Genomic DNA, 18927 nt, shown 5'->3' with positions numbered 1-18927 from the left:
CAATATTGCTTTTTTTAGTCTATGGGTTGGCGCGTGGCCGGTATGAGGATAATAGGCAAATCGCTGTAAGACTTGTATCAGCGCCCTCCTCATCTTGCTGTAGGAAAAGATGAGTTTGTTGCAAACTCTAATCGCAGCCTCGCTTTTCAATTCAGGATTCCAGTCGCAGGCGGCACCGCCGAATAGAAAAAAGCCCCATTTCACGTCTCCGTAAAATGGGGCTTTTTATTGCCTAAATCTAGTCCAAGCCTAAACGCTTAGCCCGGGTTTGGCATGGCGCTTCTTACCTTAGGCGATTGCGTCCAGCACTTGATTCAGAGTTTTGCTAGGGCGCATAGCCTGGCTGGTTTTGGTCGTATCTGGATGGTAGTAACCACCGATATCGACTGCCTTGCCTTGCGCCGCTTTCAATTCAGCGACGATGGCGGTTTCATTGTCGGTCAAGGCTTTGGCCGGTGCTGTGAAGTGCTGCTGCAAAGCGGCATCTTCAGTTTGTTCTGCCAAGGCTTGCGCCCAGTACAGCGCGAGGTAAAAGTGGCTGCCGCGATTATCCAGGCCGCCGACTTTGCGTGCTGGCGATTTGTCGGTATCGAGGAACTTGCCGGTCGCCTGATCCAGTGCTTTTGCCAATACCAAAGCCTTGGCGTTTTTGTTGACTTGACCCAGGTGTTCCAGCGATGCGGCCAGCGCCATGAATTCACCCAGCGAATCCCAACGCAGGAAATCTTCTTCGACAAACTGTTGTACGTGTTTAGGTGCCGAACCGCCGGCGCCTGTTTCGAACAAGCCGCCACCAGCCATCAAAGGCACGATGGACAACATCTTCGCGCTGGTACCCAATTCCAGAATCGGGAACAGATCTGTCAAATAGTCGCGCAACACATTGCCGGTGACCGAGATCGTGTCCTTGCCTGCGCGTATGCGTTCCAGCGTGAAGCGGATGGCTTCTACCGGCGACAAAATACGCAGATCGAGTCCAGCGGTGTCATGGTCTTTTAAATAGACATTTACCTTGGCGATGATTTGCGCATCGTGCGAGCGTTGCGCATCCAGCCAGAACACGGCTGGCGTGCCGGTCGCGCGTGCGCGATTGACTGCGAGTTTGACCCAGTCCTGCACCGGCGCATCTTTGGTTTGGCACATGCGGAACAGATCGCCAGCTTCGACTTTTTGCTCGATCAATACTTTGCCGCTGGCATCGACAACGCTGACTACGCCATCAGCAGCGATCTGGAATGTCTTGTCGTGCGAACCGTATTCTTCAGCCGCTTGCGCCATCAGGCCGACGTTAGGCACACTGCCCATCGTGACTGGATCGAAGGGGCCATTCCTTTTGCAATCGTCGATCACGACTTGATAAATACCGGCGTAGCAGCGATCAGGAATTACCGCCTTGGTGTCTTGTAACTCGCCTACAGCATTCCACATCTTGCCGGAATCGCGAATCATCGCAGGCATTGATGCATCGACGATCACATCGCTAGGAACGTGCAAATTGGTGATGCCCTTGTCGGAATTCACCATCGCCAGTGGCGCGCTGCGTGCATACAGTGCTTGAATATCTGCGGTGATTTTTGCTTGTGTATCGGCCGGCAAGGTTTTGATGCGTGCATATAAATCGCCGATGCCGTTGTTAGGATCGAAGCCAACCTCTTTCAACGCATCTGCGTATTTGCTTAATACATCTTCGTAATACACCGCGACCACCTGACCGAAAATAATCGGGTCAGATACTTTCATCATCGTGGCCTTCAGATGCACCGAGAACAAAACGTTCTTGGCTTTTGCATCCGCGATTTGCGCTGCGAGGAAGATACGTAATGCATTGCGGCTCAATACTGCGGCGTCGATGATCTCGCCAGCTTGAACGGCTGTCTTTTCTTTCAATACAGTTTTACTGCCATCGGCAGTCGTCAGTTCAATCTTCACATTGCCGGCTTCAGCGATCAGCGCGGATTTTTCGCTGCCATAAAAATCGCCACACTCCATATGCGCGACATGTGTTTTTGAATCGGCAGACCAAGCGCCCATTTTGTGCGGATGTTTGCGTGCGTAATTTTTTACAGACAATGGTGCGCGACGATCGGAGTTACCTTCACGCAGAACCGGATTGACCGCACTGCCCTTGATCTTGTCGTAACGCGACTTAGCATCGCGCTCTGCATCGGTCTGCGCATCGTCAGGATAGTTCGGAAGTTTATAACCTTGTTGCTGCAATTCCTTGATCGCTGCTTTCAATTGCGGAATCGACGCACTGATGTTTGGCAGCTTGATGATATTGGCTTCCGGCGTGGTCGCCAGTTCGCCGAGTTCGGCCAAGGCTGGTGCAATCTTTTGCTTCTCATCGAGGAAATCAGGGAAGGCCGCAAGGATGCGCGCCGCCAAAGAAATATCACGGGTTTCCACAGCGATACCGGATGAGCGGGTGAATGCCTCAACGATAGGCAGCAGTGAATAAGTCGCCAGCGCAGGCGCTTCGTCAGTAAGTGTGTAAATGATTTTTGAGTTGTTGGACATGGTCTTGAGCTACGTGGCGGTGTAAGGGAAATTCAATGCGTCGACCGGCAAGTTTACTATCGATCGACACATTGAGTTTTATTGCGGAAAAAGCCGGCCAAATTGACTATCTTGTTTAGGCTTTTCAAAGACAGAATTATTTGCCAATACAAAAGCGACTGAAGATTACGCCAAGCAAATCGTCCGATGTAAATTCACCAGTGATGCTGCTCAAACGATCTTGCGCCAGTCGCAATTCTTCAGCGAACAAATCGAGTGCCGGATCAGTTGCTTCGCTATCGTGTGCTGCGTGTTGCGCCGCCAGTTCCAGATGATCGTGTGCGGATTTCAATGCGATCAAATGACGTTCGCGTGCCATGTACAAGGACTCGCCGGTTTGCTGCCAGCCGACCAGATGCAACAATTCACCGCGCAATAAATCCATGCCAAGTAAATCGGTGGCGGATATATAGATGTGGGTTGCATCCGGCATGCGATCAATCGTCGGTCTATGGCCGGACAGATCGATTTTGTTCCAGATGCGCATTACCGGCACGTTGGCTGGGAAGCGTGCAGCGATTTCTTCATCGCCCTTGGTCGGGCCGCGATTGGCGTCTAGCATGTGGACGATGACGTCAGCGGTTTGCACTGCAGCCCAGGTGCGTTCGATACCGATGCGTTCAACTTCGTCACCGGCGTCAGCCGCATCGCGTATGCCGGCCGTGTCGATCACATTGACTGGTATGCCTTCGATCTGGATAGTCTCGATCACTTTGTCGCGCGTGGTGCCAGCGATCGCAGTCACGATGGCGATGTCGCTACCGGCAAGCGCATTTAACAACGATGATTTACCCACGTTCGGTTGTCCGGCCAAGACGATGTTCAAGCCGTCGCGCAGTAACGCACCTTGCGATGCCTGGCTGAATACTTTTTGCAATGCTTCGCGTATGCCGTTGAGCTGACCACGTGCATCGGATTTTTCCAGGAAGTCGATTTCTTCTTCAGGGAAATCCAGCGTCGCTTCGACCAGCATGCGCAGGTTGATAATCTTGTCGACCAAGGTCTGTATGGTTTTTGAGAAAGCGCCCGACAGCGATTGCGATGCCGACTTGGCTGCAGCTTCTGTCGATGCCTCGATCAAGTCGATGACGCTTTCGGCTTGCGCCAGATCCAGCTTGTCGTTCAGGAATGCGCGGTGCGTAAATTCACCCGGCTCTGCCATACGCAAACCGATATCAACGCCGGCTTCCAAACAGCGTGTCAGCAGCATTTGTAAAACAACCGGGCCGCCGTGACCTTGCAACTCGAGCACGTCTTCGCCAGTATAGGAATGCGGGGCCTTGAAGTAGATCGCCAAGCCTTGATCGATGACGCTGCCATCGGTATTCAGAAAGTCGAGGTAGGTCGCGTGACGCGCTTGCAGGGATGAGCCCTTGTCAGCGCCGCATACCGCGGTCATCACACTGGAAAGATTTTTGCCGGAGACGCGCACGACGCCGATGCCGCCGCGACCTGGCGCGGTGGCGATTGCTGCGATGGGAGAGGAATCAAATGTCATGTGTAATTTATAAACGGTTTAAATGGTGAGCGCAACAAAAAGCCCGTGTAATTGCACGGGCTTTTTGAGGTAAAACAATTCTTTGTCGAGAGACAGAGTAGAGCGTTTAGCTTATACAGCTTTGCCTACCAGTTTCTCGTTGATGAACCATTGCTGTGCGATCGACAGAATGTTATTCACAACCCAGTACAGCACCAGACCAGCCGGGAAGAAGAAGAACATGATCGAGAACACGATAGGCATCCACATCATGACTTTGGCTTGAATCGGATCAGGCGGCGTTGGATTCAACTTGGTTTGAATGAACATCGAGATCGCCATCAAGATAGGCAAGATACCAATCGTCAGATGGAAACCAAAGATGTGATACGAACCAAACAAGATATCTGGTGACGCCAAATCGTGTACCCACAACCATGATGCATTGCGGATTTCTACGCTGGCCAGCAAGACCCAGTACAGCGAAATGAAGACCGGAATCTGCACGATCATCGGGAAGCAACCGCCGATAGGATTGATCTTCTCTTTCTTGTACAACTCCATCATCGCCGCATTCATTTTTTGCGGTTCGCCTTTGAAGCGGGTACGGATGTCAGTCATCTTAGGCGTGACCAGTTTCATCTTCGCCATGCTGCGATAACCGGCTGCCGACAATGGGAAGAATGCGAGTTTGATCACGATCGTCAAGACGATAATGGTCCAACCCCAGTTGCCGAGGATTTGGTGAATCTGAATCATCAACCAGAAAATCGGTTTAGCGATAATCGTCAACCAGCCGTAATCCTTGACCAGATCAAAGCCAGGAGCAACTGCTTCCAGACGTTTCGATTCTTGCGGACCGGAGTACAAGGTTGCGTCCATTGACGCAGTCGCGCCTGGTGCGACAGTACCCATAGGCAAAATGGTGCCGACTGCGTACAAATTGGTCGCCAGTTTTTTGGTGAAGAATTCGCGCGCTGTATTACCAACTGGTACGAATGCCGAAACAAAGTAATGCTGCACCAGCGCGATCCAGCCGCTGTCGCCTTTCAAGACGTGTTCGACTTTGCCTTTTTCGATGGACTCGAAAGTGACTTTCTGGAACTTGTCGGTATCGGTGTAAATCGCAGGACCGGTGAAGGTGCTCGCCATGAACATCGAGCCGCCGCCAACGCCAGAGCCGTCATGTACCAGTTGCAGATACAGCGATGGAGTAATTGACGCGCCTGTGTTGTTGACGACATCATGTTTGACATCGACTTTGTATTCGCCACGTTTGAAGGTAAACGTTTTGATCAGCTTGACGCCTTGTTGCTCGGACTGCAGTACCAATTGCACTTGATCAGCGTTATCCAGCGTGCGCGGACCTGCGACTGCGGTGAACGTCGATTTGTGATTTGGATATGCTCCACCGATCAAACCGGTTTGGCCGAGATATGAATGTGCTGCATCGGAATTGAACAGCACGACGTTCTTTTTCTCGTCGCCACTTTCGTGATGTTGCAACAATTCCAGACGACGAACTTCGCCGCCGGCGGTATCGATATCAACCTTGATCAGATCTGTCGTGATCGTGATGACTTCACTTTTAACCGGAGTCACGCCACCAGTTGGTACGCCGGCGGCACCGTTCGCACCGCTAGCCGCTGCAGTAGTAGTAGCGGTCGGCACATCTGCAGTTTTCGCAGTGTTGTCGGTAGTCGCTGGGGTTGCAGGTGTCGCAGCTGTTTGTGTGGTCGGGTTATCGAAGAAAATCGATGGCTTGCCGGTATAACGATTGTAGTTATCCCACAGCAACAGCAACGAAAACGAGAAAATAACCCACAGGACGGTACGTTTGATATCCATAAGTGTCTTAATCAGTAATCAGGAATGGCCGCAACCGCAAGCGGTTGTAGAAGTAGTTTTTTCGGATGACGATTTTTTTGGCACCGGATCATGGCCGCCGGGATGCCACGGATGACATTTGCACAGACGTTTGGTCGCCATAAAGCTGCCCTTCAAGGCGCCATACTCGCCAATGGCTTCCATCGCATAAGCGGAGCAGCTTGGATAAAAACGGCAATTCTGCCCGAGGAAGGGGCTGATGCCCAACTGATAAGCGCGTACCAGTAATAACAGGATGGTCTTCATTTTTGCCCTTCTGGCAAAACCGGCGTTACATTCTGAGGCCGATTTTGTGAAGCAAATAGCCGTGTTAATTCTTCTCGCAATGCGACTTTCAGGCTGACCGTGGTGGCAGGCCCTTTTTTCGTATTGACAGAGTGTGACAGGCGAACGATGCAATCGATGGACGGCAATGCCGTTTGTCGAAACAGTTCACGCGTCACGCGTTTGATCGTATTGCGCGTCACGGCGCGAGGCGCGAGGCGTTTGGCAGCGACCACACCCAAACGGGCATGCGGCAGTTCGGTAGCGCGCGTATAAAGAACAAAATGCGCGGTACGATACACGGGTCGCAAACGAAAAACGGATGAAAATTCATCCGTTTTAACGATCCGCCGATCGCGTGCAAAGTCGAGCGAACGATCGCCGGTCACGCCATTCGCTTATTAAGCAGCGAGGCGTTTGCGGCCTTTGGCGCGACGTGCGTTAAGCACAGCGCGGCCACCGCGGGTTGCCATACGGACGCGGAAGCCATGGGTGCGCTTGCGGCGTACGACGGAAGGTTGGTAAGTACGTTTCATGTTGGTCTCGCTAATCGGCAAATAATAAATCGGAAGTCACGCGCCCATCGCCAAATCTCTGGCAGCTGGTGCATGCTGAGCCGTACGGCGACAACATAAATACCAACACCCTGGGTAGTGAACCCTGAATTAGACAGCATTTTCTGCTTCCCTGTCAATCACTTAGCGCATTTGTGCGACTTAGTTGCTCGATAATTACTTGATGAAATAAGCGTCCAGCCTGTGGATAACTCTGGCCGGTCAGGTTAGAATAGGCCAACGCGTGGCATGCCACCAGGCATATAAATAGACCACCCAAGGGCAGTAACGCAACACCCCTGTATCAATTCAAGTAGACGATTCAATGGAAAATTTCTGGCAGAGTTGCTCCGCCCAGTTGGAGCAGGAGTTGACGCCTCAACAATATAGTGCGTGGATCAAACCGCTCGCCCCCCTCGATTACGAGGATGGCAGATTGCGGATTGCTGCGCCGAATCGCTTCAAGCTGGATTGGGTGAAAACGCAATTCGCCAGCCGCATCACCAGCCTCGCCGCGCAGTTTTGGGAAGAGCCGGTCGATGTGCAGTTCGTCCTCGACCCACGTTTGAATGCGCCCAAAAAACCGACAGCGCAATCCAGTGTTGCTCCCAGTCAATCTGACGACGTGCCGTCCAATGTGTTGGAGCCGATCCCGTCCAACGCGACAGATCACACACCGCGCCGCGATCAAAGCCGTATTAATACAGCGCTGACATTTGACAGTTTTGTCACCGGTAAAGCCAACCAGTTGGCGCGGGCCGCCGCGATCCAGGTTGCGAATAATCCAGGTAGTTCATACAACCCACTGTTTTTATATGGTGGTGTCGGCCTGGGTAAAACCCATTTGATCCACGCCATCGGCAATCAGGTACTGGCTGATAATCCTAACGTCAAGATTCGTTACATCCACGCAGAACAGTATGTTCGAGACGTAGTGACCGCTTACCAGCGCAAAGGTTTTGACGATTTCAAACGGTATTACCATTCACTCGATCTGTTGCTGATTGACGACATTCAATTCTTTGGCGGCAAGAGCCGCACGCAGGAAGAGTTCTTCTACGCGTTTGAAGCTTTGATTGCAGCCAAGAAACAAATCATCATTACCAGCGATACCTATCCGAAAGAGATATCGGGCATGGATGATCGCCTGATTTCACGTTTTGACTCGGGTTTGACGGTTGCCGTCGAGCCACCAGAGCTCGAAATGCGCGTCGCCATTTTGCTCAAAAAAGCCGTGCAAGAAGGTGTGACCTTCTCCGATGACGTGGCGTTTTTCGTTGCTAAACATTTACGTTCCAATGTCCGTGAGCTGGAAGGTGCCTTGCGCAAAATCCTCGCTTACTCACGTTTCCACGGCAAAGACATCACGATTGAAGTTGTCAAAGACGCACTGAAAGATCTGCTGTCGGTACAAAATCGCCAGATCTCAGTCGAGAATATTCAAAAGACCGTCGCCGACTTTTTCAATATCAAAGTTGCCGATATGTACTCCAAGAAGCGTCCCGCGAATATCGCGCGGCCACGCCAGATTGCGATGTACCTTGCCAAAGAATTAACGCAAAAGAGTCTGCCGGAAATCGGCGAATTGTTCGGCGGTCGCGACCATACGACGGTTTTGCACGCAGTTCGCAAGATCGCTGCGGATCGCGGCAAGAGCCCGGAATGCAATCATGAATTGCATGTCCTGGAGCAAACTTTAAAAGGTTAAAGGTAGGAGCCTAAGCAAAATTCTGCTGCCTATCAGCCTGTGGATAACTTTGTGGATATCCTCGGTATAAGTTGTGAATAGCAGGTGAATAAGTAAGAAGACAGAAAGAAGCGCCAGAAAATGGCGTGGAACCGGCTTTTAGGCGGGTCTTTCTGTCAAAATACGGGTTGTTGTTTACAGGTTTAATTATCAGTGCCGATTCAGCAAAAAGAGCGTCATTTTCATTCAGCCTTTAACGGGTGATAGAACGATGAAAAAGTCGCAAAAACAAAACGAATCGCGAACCGATAAAAGCCAGTGTTTTACATTTGTCTTTAAGCTCATCAAGTGTAGGTACTGGCTAAGCAAAACAAGCAAGTTGCAGCACGTCTGCACCGCGCATGGCAATAATGAATACCGCACCGTTTAACCATCGATAAGGATCTAACTATGCAATTGGTCAAAACCCAACGTGACGCGCTTCTACGTCCGCTGCAGATTGTGAGTGGTATTGTCGAGCGTCGGCACACATTGCCGATTCTGGCCAATATCCTCATACGCAAGGATGGCGAGCGCGTTTCATTCCTGTCGACTGATATCGAAGTGCAGATCACCACGCACGCACAAGTCGGTAGTGGCAACGATGTTGCTTCGACGACTGTCGCAGCACGCAAGTTGCTCGACATTTTGCGCGCGCTGCCGGATTCCGGCGACGTCTCACTGACACTCACCAACAAGCGCATGACTGTGCAGTCGGGCAAGTCGCGTTTCGCTTTGCAAACATTGGCTGCAGAAGAATTCCCAACCGTTGCGCAAGCCGAGCAATACAACGCCAAAGTCACGCTGCCGCAAAAAACATTAAAGCACCTTTTCAACATGGTGCACTTCTCGATGGCGCAGCAAGACATTCGTTATTACCTGAATGGTTTGTTGCTCGTCGTTGATGGCAAAAACGTCATCGCCGTTGCAACCGATGGTCATCGCCTTGCATTCTGCCAAGTCGCAACCGAGCAAGAGTTCGCGCGTCAAGAAGTCATCATTCCGCGCAAAACGATTATCGAATTGCAGCGCCTGCTGGAAGACACCGATCAGCCTGTCGATCTTGAGATCGCCAACAACCAAGTCAAGCTCACCTTCGGCGACATCGAACTGATCTCGAAGCTGGTTGAAGGCAAGTTCCCGGATTACACCCGCGTCGTACCTAAGGGTTATAAGAACAACTTCACGATCGGCCGCGATGCCTTGCTGCGTTCGCTGCAGCGCGCTGCGATCATGACGTCCGACAAGTTCAAAGGTGTGCGTTGCATCATGAGCCCGGGCAGCATGAAGATCAGCTCGACCAATGCCGACCAGGAAGAAGCAGTCGAAGAAATTGAAATCGATTACGGCGGCGATAGCGTCGATATCGGCTTCAACGTGACCTACCTGCTGGATGTATTGAACAACCTTAAAGGCGACAGCATCAACATCGCTTTGGGCGACGCCAATTCATCTGCATTGATCACGGTGCCGGACAATCCGGACTTCAAATACGTCGTCATGCCGATGCGTATTTGATCCGGAATTCGACCCGAATCAGCAGTCATAAAAACGGGGCAAAACGCTTTAAAATCAGCGCTTTGCCCCCATGTAGTTAAGAGTAAAAAGTAGTAAGCAGAACGTACACAAAATGTATTAGTACGCTGAGTTAGATAAGTCAGTACTGACTTGCTAAATTTCAAATTAGTTTGAGCAGTTTTCCGTAATACGCTTTAGCAGCACGCAACATGAGTAAGAGGCCAAGCCAGCGCATTTATCCGCGCAAGCCAGTTTGTCCCCCGCCGTCGAAAGTCGAGCAGCGACATAAAGACCCCCTCGTTTTGCGCAAGTAATCAGTAACCGTTTTTTAAAGGTAGCCATGTCCGCGATCCCGAACGACAACACCCCGCAAACGCCATCCGCGCTTTCCGCCGCATACGGCGCATCGTCCATCCAGATTCTTGAAGGTCTGGAAGCCGTGCGCAAACGCCCGGGCATGTACATCGGCGACACCTCGGACGGCACCGGCCTGCATCACTGCGTGTTTGAAGTGCTGGACAACTCCATCGATGAATCCCTGGCCGGTCATTGCACCGAGATCCACGTCACCATCCATTCCGACAATTCGATTTCTGTCACCGATAACGGCCGTGGTATTCCGACCGGTATCAAATGGGACGACAAGCACGAGCCTAAACGCAGCGCTGCAGAAATCGTCATGACCGAATTGCACGCAGGCGGCAAATTCGATCAAAACTCATACAAAGTCTCCGGCGGTTTGCACGGCGTCGGCGTGTCGTGCGTCAATGGTTTATCCAAACTGTTGAAGCTGACGATTCGTCGCGACGGCAAAAAACACGAGATGGAATTCGTCCGTGGCGTGCCACAGAATCGCGAGATCGAAACCATCGACGGCATGGTCGTTTCCCCGATCAAAGTCGTTGGTGAAACCGACAAGCGCGGCACCGAAGTTCACTTCTGGGCCGATGAAGAAATTTTCAACAATGTCGAGTTCCACTACGACATTCTCGCCAAGCGTATTCGCGAACTGTCCTTCCTCAACAACGGCGTCAACATCAAACTGACCGACCAGCGTACCGGCAAGGAAGAAGTGTTTGCGTTCGAAGGCGGCACCCGTGGTTTCGTTGAATACATCAACAAAGCCAAGAGCGTCTTGCACCCAACAATTTTCCAGGCGACCGGCGAACGCATGTCGGACCAGAACACCAACGTCAGCGTTGACGTCTCCATGCAATGGAACGACGCCTACAACGAACAAGTGCTCTGCTTCACCAACAACATTCCGCAACGCGACGGCGGCACTCATCTGACCGGCCTGCGCGCCGCGATGACGCGCGTCATCAACAAATACATTGAAGAACACGAGTTCGCCAAAAAAGCCAAAGTCGAAGTCACCGGCGACGACATGCGCGAAGGCTTGACCTGCGTCTTGTCAGTCAAAGTACCTGAACCAAAATTCAGCTCGCAGACAAAAGACAAACTCGTATCGAGCGAAGTACGCGGCCCGGTTGAAGAGATCGTTGCTAAAACTCTGGCCGATTACCTGCAAGAAAAGCCAAACGACGCCAAAATCATTTGCGGCAAAATCGTTGAAGCCGCACGTGCGCGCGAAGCAGCACGCAAGGCGCGCGACCTCACCCGTCGCAAAGGCGTGATGGATGGCCTCGGCCTGTCCGCCAAGCTGGCCGATTGCCAGGAAAAAGATCCAGCCCTGTGCGAACTCTACGTAGTCGAAGGTGACTCCGCGGGCGGCTCCGCCAAGCAAGGTCGCGATCGCAAGTTTCAAGCGATCCTGCCACTACGCGGTAAGGTCCTCAACGTCGAAAAAGCCCGCTTTGAAAAAATGCTCGCCAGCGAACAGATCACCACGCTGATCGCAACGCTAGGCACCAGCATCGGCGCGGACGAATTCAATATCGAAAAGCTGCGCTATCACCGCATCATCATCATGACCGATGCTGACGTCGACGGCGCCCACATCCGCACCCTGCTGCTCACGCTGCTGTATCGCCAGATGCCGCAACTGGTCGAGCGCGGCCACGTCTACATCGCGCAACCGCCGCTGTATAAGGTCAAGCACGGCAAGGACGAACGTTATCTCAAAGATGATGTAGAAGAAGCCATCTACATGATGCAGATCGCATTGAACGACGCCGTCCTGATCCCGTCAGAAGGCGCAGCGCCTATCAGCGGCGACGCCTTGTCCGAACTGGTCCGTCAATACAACACCGCCAACGCCATCATCAACCGCCTAACACGCGCAGTCGATGGCGCAGCACTCACCGCCATCATGACCGGCGTTACGCTCGACCTCAGCGACAGCGCTGCAGCAGAAGCATCGGCGATCCGTCTGCAAGACGGCATCGGCGAGCCATCGGTCACCGTGCACACCAAGTACGACGAACTGTCCGACAAGTACGCATTGCGCATTCACCGCATGTACCACGGCAACGTCAAAGTCAGCGCCATCGACGCCGACTTCGTCACCGGCCCGGACTACACCGTACTGGCCAACGCCGCTGCAACCTTCAAGGGTTTGATCGGCGCAGGCGCAATGGTCCAACGCGGCACCGGCGAGAAAGTCAAAACCATCGGCGTCAACGACTTCCATCAAGCGATGAACTGGTTGCGCAGCGAAGCAGAACGCAACGTTGGCAAGCAACGCTACAAAGGTCTGGGCGAGATGAACCCATCGCAACTGTGGGAAACAACCATGGACCCAACCGTGCGCCGCTTGTTAAAAGTACAGATCGAAGACGCGATCGCAGCCGATCAGATCTTCACTACATTGATGGGTGATGATGTTGAACCACGCAGAGCGTTTATTGAGTTGAATGCGCTGTCTGCTGGGAATATTGATATTTGACTTGGCACGTAGCGTTGAAGTGAATCAATGCCAAAGAAAATAAAAAAGCTCCGTTATGGGAGCTTTTTTTATTTAGCCATACGTCATATACCGCAGTTGACCGGTGTAGATGCCCTATAAAGGAATAAGCAGATGAGCATCGCAGGCATACGTTCCAACCGAGGGGACAGTTATCAGACATTGGTGGCATTTGATTGGGCATTGGACGTGCTGTCCAACCCAAATTATCAATGGCTAGAAATCGATTCGATAATCTATTCAGTGGACGACGTTGTAGTTGGCAAAGCTGACGGAACTCTGATTGCTTGTCAGTGCAAAAAGAATCAGGTTGATTTCAAAGCGTGGACAACAGTCGAACTCGGAGACGAGATAGACAAAGCTTCCCGTTTGTTAGCTAGTAACCAAAATGCGGAAGTGCGCTTTTACTCACGAAACAACTTTGGCGCGCTTGCAAAACTTCGGGAATATTCGGCAACGCAACATGATGAAACCAGCTATCGAGTGAGTTTAAGTAAAGAGCATCAAGGAACAGATGCAGCTTTGTCTGCAAGGCTTGCGATATCTGCCTCTAGTCTCTCTGTCTTTGAATTCTTGCGCCGAACAAAGTTTGTGACAAGCGATGAGCTGGATCGCATGGAGACTCTACTACGAGAACGCTTACGAAGTATGGTGAGCAATCCTGATTCTGTATTTAATGGACTTTGGACATGCCTCGATCAACTTGGCGCTCGAATAGGCCATGAAAGCGCATCCGCTACTATTCAGCATCGATTAACTAAAGATGACCTGAAGACCATTGTTCATAAGTCTGGAGGATTGCTGGTTCCACCCATGGACCTTGCAGAGATACGTTTATCGTTTTCCAGCACCTCTGCCATCGGCAGATCGTGGCGGCGAGATATTGCAGGCCAGCGCATTATCAACCCAATAGTGAATGAGCTACTCGCAGCCATTGATGAAAAAAAGAGAGCTATCTTGCTCACCGGGCTTCCGGGGTCAGGAAAAACCTGTGTGATGCTTGCATTGCAAGAGGCATTGGAAGAGCGCGTAAAAATCTGTTCTGACATCGTGCCCCTCTTTATTCAATCTCGTGAGTTTGCCGATTTTTCTTCGTCCGAAGATCGCAAAGCTCAAGGTCTGTCTGAGCAGTGGGTTGAAAAAGCGTCTCGTCTGGCTGACGAAGCAGACGTGATTGTAGTCATTGACTCTTTGGATGTGCTGTCTATCGCCCGAGATCATCGTGTATTGAAATATTTTCTCGCTCAAATTGACCGGCTGTTATTGATTCCAAATATCACCGTCGTTACATCTTGCCGTGATTTCGACAGGCATTACGACCGACGAATTGCGGAGCGACAGTGGAATTGCGAATTGAAGTGCCAGCCTTTGGACTGGGATGCCGAAATCGTGCCGTTACTCGACACGTTAGGCATTGCAACTTCCACTATCGATACCGTTACTCGTGAATTGGTCAGAAATCCACGCGAGTTGGCATTATTTGTTGAGCTTGCTGAGAGAGATGGTAGTTTCAACGTTGTGACTAGCCAAGCTTTAGCTCAGCGCTATCTTGAGATCATCGTTCGAGCTAATGATTCGCTGGGCGATGCGGCGATACAGGCAATTGAAACGATGGCCTCAGAAATGCTGAAGCTAAGAAGCTTAGCAGTGCCATATCAGCGCTTTTCTGCCTCGCAGGATATTCAGCGGGAGCTGTGTAGTCTCAACGTACTGCAAGAAACGCAGGATGGGAAGCTGACGTTCGGACATCAAACTTTACTGGATGTGCTGGTTATAAGTGGGGCTGTGCGTAGTGGCGTTACGTTGAATGAATTTATACATGATCTACCCCCTGTTCCTTTTGTACGCCCCAGTATTCGGAGCTTTGTTTCTCAGTTGTCCCTAGGAGAGCGCCGTGAATTTAGAAAGCAACTCAGAGCAGTATTGACTGGAAATGCGGCATATCACATTAGGCGTTTAGTAGCAGAATCATTTGCTGAGCAAATACCTCACGACGGTGATTGGCCGCTGATACGTGATTTGCAAGAAAAACACCGTGACGTTTTCCAGGTGATTTACGCTTCAGCAACGGCAATTGAGTGGCATCATTTTTGGCTCAAGCATCTAATTCCTTTCTTTAAATCGACGCACGATATAGAGGGATTGGCAACCCATGTACATCGTATATCGCTGTGGAGCAATGAGGATTGCGCAGGTGTACTGGCGTTTTGGATGGATGTGCTTTCCCTTGATTGGCTTGATGGCAGCAGATTTGCAGAGCGGCTAGACATTCATCTGTACCAAATCAAATCAGAAAACTTAGGCCTAGTTGTTCCATTGCTTAAACGGCTACTTGATATGAGCCGATCTGAGCACAGCTTTCTTGGTCGAGTCGTTGCTCGTTGTGTGGCTGTAGGAGTGATGGAAGACTCTTGGCTATGGCGCTATATGACAGATGGTATTAGTGAGAAGGATTTACTTGAGTACAGATTCGATAACAAGCTGCGTTGCCGAGCCCATGAATTCGGCGACCAAAATAAGAATTTTCTTCGTCAACATATGGAGCAATCGAGCGCTTTACTTGATCTCGCGTTGGATTCAATCGAGCGGTGGAGTATTTCGCATGCGTCCAGTTATGGAATTAACCGCTATCGGCATGGATTTCTAGACGATACATCTTACGGTAATACACACAGTCAGCAAGATATCAGACACGCAGACAGTATGAACATTTTGCTGGACGCAGTTGAAGCAGCCATTCTTCATCACTCAACAACAAACTCAGCCTGGTGGGAAACCAACCGTGAACGTCTTTGTTTCAATCAAGAAGGTGCTTTGCTCTATTTCGCCATCCTTGCTTGCACCGCATCGCCAGAATTCAACGTTGATTTAATTGGCCGCATGTTATGCGATCAAAAAATGTTGGAATCTGAACTCGCCTACGAGTTAGGAACATTATTGCAGTCGGCTTTCAGATTCCTTGATGCTTCAATACAAGACGCCGTTATGGCAAATATTTTGTCTGTGCGTGATGAGAGGATCGCCGACGAAAGTAGGTATTTTTGGATATTAAAAGAGCGATCTGAATTGATCGTAGCTATCCCTTGCCACCTGCGTCTGCCCGAAGTGCAAGCGGTGGTGGATGAATATGAACAAATAGCTGGGGTATTAATTCGTCAACCGGATATTCGTTCAAGTGGCGGTATGGTCAGAGCGCCATTTTCGTTTGAAATATTTCTTGGTTGTAGTGACCGCGGTGTGCTGAGCTTGCTTGCACACTACAATGGCTATTCAGATCATCACGGGTTTGGGCCTGACTTTTTGGTCGGCGGTGCGAGCGAAGTTGGCTGGCAACTAAGAGAGGCTTCATCTCGCCATCCAATCAGATTTTTGGACTTGCTATCTTCTAGTTGGATAGATATTCCTGAAAGGTTTAGAGAAGACATCATGGAAGGTGTCGCAACATACTTAAACCACCGTTATGGCAACTTACAAACCAACGAAATGTGGCTTCCTGTCGAAGAGCCGAATGCACCCCTATTAGCGAGTCAAATTCTTGATGAGCTAGAACGACATCCAAACGACTGGCGGCACCGTCGTTCTGCGGCCAAAGTATTGGAAGCCTGCGCCAATGTCATAAACGATTCCAATAATGCTGAGCGGTTAATATTCTTAAGTATAGGTTTTGCTAATCTTCAAGAAGACGATCCAATCAAGGGAGACAAAGTTGGTCTGATCGAGTTAGGCATCAATATGGTGAAGGGCGACGTTGCAGAAGGCTTGATGATTTTAGCCAATAATCTTCAGGAACACGGCATCGTTTTTCCTGAGTTACTTGAGCCCACATTACGTCGTTTTGCTAATGATGAAAACCCTGCGATTCGCGCTCTTACCTTGCGTCGCTTACCGTATTTGCAAAGTAAGAATCATATTCTAGGCTGGGATTTGTTTCATCTTTCGATGCAAGATGCGAAAGGACTGTGGCAAATTGCCGAACCATGCCTTTATTACGCGTATCACAATCATTTTGAAATAATCGGCCCTTTGTTGGCGCGTTTGCGCAACGAAGGCAACGGTAAAGATCTAGAGACATGGGGCCGCATTTCGGCTTTATCAGCCATGACTAGGAATATCGAATTTGACGAATTCCTAAGCAACTTGACCGCTTTTGATAACACAGAGGCATGGCGGGGCGCGGCTACTGTCTGGACAAACTCGGAAAATATCCGGCTGCATCGAGAGCAGTGCCTTACTGGTTTGAGTGCTGGTTTAAATGCAGAAGGTCTTCATGCCAAAAAGGTTGCGGGGCAGATAGATCGTATTTTCGATAATAAAGCAGTCGCTATTCCGATAGCGTTGATCCAACGTTGTATTTCTATATTCGAAAACGATTCCGAGAACAAACATCATCGTCTCTTTGGATTTCATGAATGGTTAAATGCGACTTCCGAGGTTAATCCAGAACACGCTTTGACTGCATCAGAAATTTATGTGGCCTATATCAGCCGTAGCAAGCCCGATCTATACGACCATAACAATAGTCTTACTCAGCTTATGACCCGTCTCTTTGCTGAGGCAGAAGAAAGAGAAGAGTCTGATAGTGGCGCGATGCTACAACGCGTTGTGACGGTGCAAGACACGTTACTCTCGTTGGGACTTAATGGTGTCGTCGATTGGTTGAAAGCTGCAGAGCGGCCTTAATATTAATATGGTGGGCGGTACGCCAATATAGTCGACAACTGCGGTGTCGTTGCTGCCTATATTTTTATAAATTCGGGAGAAAAGAATGCTGGAAGGGATTCGCGGCGGGCTAAATCTTTTGGGAAGTTTTGGTGTTGCATTGCCAGTCTTCGCCATAATTGCTATGGGAATAGTGGGGTTTATGATTTGGAAACGAACTCGTTCGATGCATCCGTTGATGGCGCGGATTTGGAGAGTTTTTCATGGGAACAAGGATTGCAAAGACACAACTGTAGGCGCATTTCTTGATGAGCAAGCAGCATTAATGGAGTTCCGTTTTATCACAGGAGTAAATGTCCGCACTCGTAAGCAAGCGCATGCGGTTATTGATTGGACTCGTAAAAATAATGAAGATATTGGTGATGTGGCTGCGTGTGGTTTTTATTTTGATTTAGAAAGACCGGCGCTAAAAGAAAAAGAGCATTTACCACGCAAAGGGATACTTTTTTTAGGACTGATATGCGCGACATTTTCGTTTTCAGCTACGGTTTTATTCACATTTGGTATTACGGTAGACAGAGCTTTATTACAAATGAAAGAAAGTGGTACGTATTTTTTCTTGTCGGAGGAATACGCAAAACCACTGTTCTCCAAGCAGGGCGTTTCGACGAGTCAGTGTAAAGACAGAAGTAGTTTATTGGAAGGATCTTTCAGTCCCAATGACGCGCAAACTATTTGCAAACTGCTTGGCGAAGAAAAATTAGCAACATACATAAAGACCACTGTAAAAGAGCAACGAATTGCGTTTGGCTTTGTTGCTTTAATTTTTGCTTGGTTCTTTAGAGAAATTCTTGGATGGTTTAGACATGGCACTAATGCTCAGAGCATGAATCTGCGGTTGACTTCAGTAGCTGGTTCGCTGCAGTTGAATTTGTGCGATGAAGAACAACGAATATCTAGTTAGGTTCTTGATCTTTGCCATACATACGCGAGAGAGCTCTGTTTGAAGTTGTTGTCCTGGCTAACGCTGCATCGATATGATTCAAAAGTAAAAAGGGCAGTACTACTTAATCAGATTAAGCAGTACTGCCCTTTTCGTTCAGGCATTTAAGCCAGCAAAATTATTAGTGGTGCTTGTGGTTATGCTTGTTCTTCTTTGGTTTTTTGTGTGGCTTGTGATTGCCATTGTCGTGGCGGTCATGATGATCTTCCGCACGCCATTGCTCAGCGCGTACGCGACGTTCACGCCAATCGTTTTCATATTGAGGCTGCACATATACCGGGCGTGGCTCAACATAGCGGCCTGGCAGACCAATGTTGACGTCAACGCTTGCGGCGATACTTGAGCCAGCTGCAATCAATGCGAGTCCGGCTAACAGTCCACCGATGATTTTTGTTGTTTTCATTATTGTTCCCCTTT

General features: G+C 50.0%; 12 protein-coding genes. 5 read left to right on the top strand and 7 right to left on the bottom strand.

Annotated features, from left to right (window positions below; translation table 11 throughout):
* Window positions 1-288: 288 nt before the first annotated feature.
* The 6 genes from Q7T66_RS01145 to rpmH form a co-directional block, all read right to left on the bottom strand.
* Window positions 289-2517: an NADP-dependent isocitrate dehydrogenase gene (locus Q7T66_RS01145; protein WP_304931410.1), complete on the bottom strand. Its 2229-nt coding sequence runs from the start codon at window positions 2515-2517 to the stop codon at window positions 289-291.
* 136 nt (window positions 2518-2653) lie between these two features.
* The gene (gene mnmE, locus Q7T66_RS01140; RefSeq protein WP_304931409.1) at window positions 2654-4054 is read right to left on the bottom strand and encodes a tRNA uridine-5-carboxymethylaminomethyl(34) synthesis GTPase MnmE; all 1401 of its coding nucleotides are present in this window, start codon (window positions 4052-4054) and stop codon (window positions 2654-2656) included.
* A 111-nt stretch (window positions 4055-4165) separates the two neighbouring features.
* Complete coding sequence (gene yidC, locus Q7T66_RS01135; protein WP_304931407.1) at window positions 4166-5881, bottom strand: membrane protein insertase YidC; 1716 nt, start codon at window positions 5879-5881, stop codon at window positions 4166-4168.
* Between the two features lie 18 nt (window positions 5882-5899).
* On the bottom strand, window positions 5900-6166 hold the full coding sequence (gene yidD / locus Q7T66_RS01130) for a membrane protein insertion efficiency factor YidD (protein ID WP_112990398.1): 267 nt from the start codon (window positions 6164-6166) through the stop codon (window positions 5900-5902).
* Complete coding sequence (gene rnpA / locus Q7T66_RS01125) at window positions 6163-6573, bottom strand: ribonuclease P protein component (protein ID WP_304931404.1); 411 nt, start codon at window positions 6571-6573, stop codon at window positions 6163-6165. The genes yidD and rnpA overlap by 4 nt, the downstream gene beginning before the upstream one ends.
* A gap of 12 nt (window positions 6574-6585) precedes the next feature.
* Window positions 6586-6720 (bottom strand): 50S ribosomal protein L34, encoded by a 135-nt coding sequence (gene rpmH, locus Q7T66_RS01120; RefSeq protein WP_011872825.1) that lies wholly within the window; start codon window positions 6718-6720, stop codon window positions 6586-6588.
* A gap of 343 nt (window positions 6721-7063) precedes the next feature.
* Between rpmH and dnaA the strand changes: the two genes are divergently transcribed.
* From dnaA to Q7T66_RS01095, 5 genes are all read left to right on the top strand, one after another.
* Window positions 7064-8446, top strand: coding sequence for a chromosomal replication initiator protein DnaA (gene dnaA / locus Q7T66_RS01115; protein WP_304931403.1), 1383 nt, complete (start codon window positions 7064-7066; stop codon window positions 8444-8446).
* Between the two features lie 429 nt (window positions 8447-8875).
* Window positions 8876-9982 carry a DNA polymerase III subunit beta gene (gene dnaN, locus Q7T66_RS01110; RefSeq protein WP_304931401.1) on the top strand — a complete coding sequence of 369 codons (1107 nt, stop codon included), beginning with the start codon at window positions 8876-8878 and terminating at the stop codon, window positions 9980-9982.
* 340 nt (window positions 9983-10322) lie between these two features.
* On the top strand, window positions 10323-12830 hold the full coding sequence (gene gyrB, locus Q7T66_RS01105) for a DNA topoisomerase (ATP-hydrolyzing) subunit B (protein WP_304931399.1): 2508 nt from the start codon (window positions 10323-10325) through the stop codon (window positions 12828-12830).
* Between the two features lie 132 nt (window positions 12831-12962).
* Window positions 12963-17528, top strand: a complete 4566-nt coding sequence (locus Q7T66_RS01100; RefSeq protein ID WP_304931398.1) for an ATP-binding protein — start codon at window positions 12963-12965, stop codon at window positions 17526-17528.
* A gap of 85 nt (window positions 17529-17613) precedes the next feature.
* The gene (locus Q7T66_RS01095; protein WP_304931397.1) at window positions 17614-18471 is read left to right on the top strand and encodes a DUF6216 family protein; all 858 of its coding nucleotides are present in this window, start codon (window positions 17614-17616) and stop codon (window positions 18469-18471) included.
* 160 nt (window positions 18472-18631) lie between these two features.
* Here Q7T66_RS01095 and Q7T66_RS01090 read toward each other — a convergent pair whose 3' ends face one another.
* Window positions 18632-18913 (bottom strand): hypothetical protein, encoded by a 282-nt coding sequence (locus Q7T66_RS01090; RefSeq protein WP_304931396.1) that lies wholly within the window; start codon window positions 18911-18913, stop codon window positions 18632-18634.
* Window positions 18914-18927: the final 14 nt, after the last annotated feature.

Source organism: Herminiimonas sp., from assembly GCF_030655415.1.
Note: the sequence above shows the minus strand (reverse complement) of the source record. Positions and strands in the feature narration are given on the sequence as shown.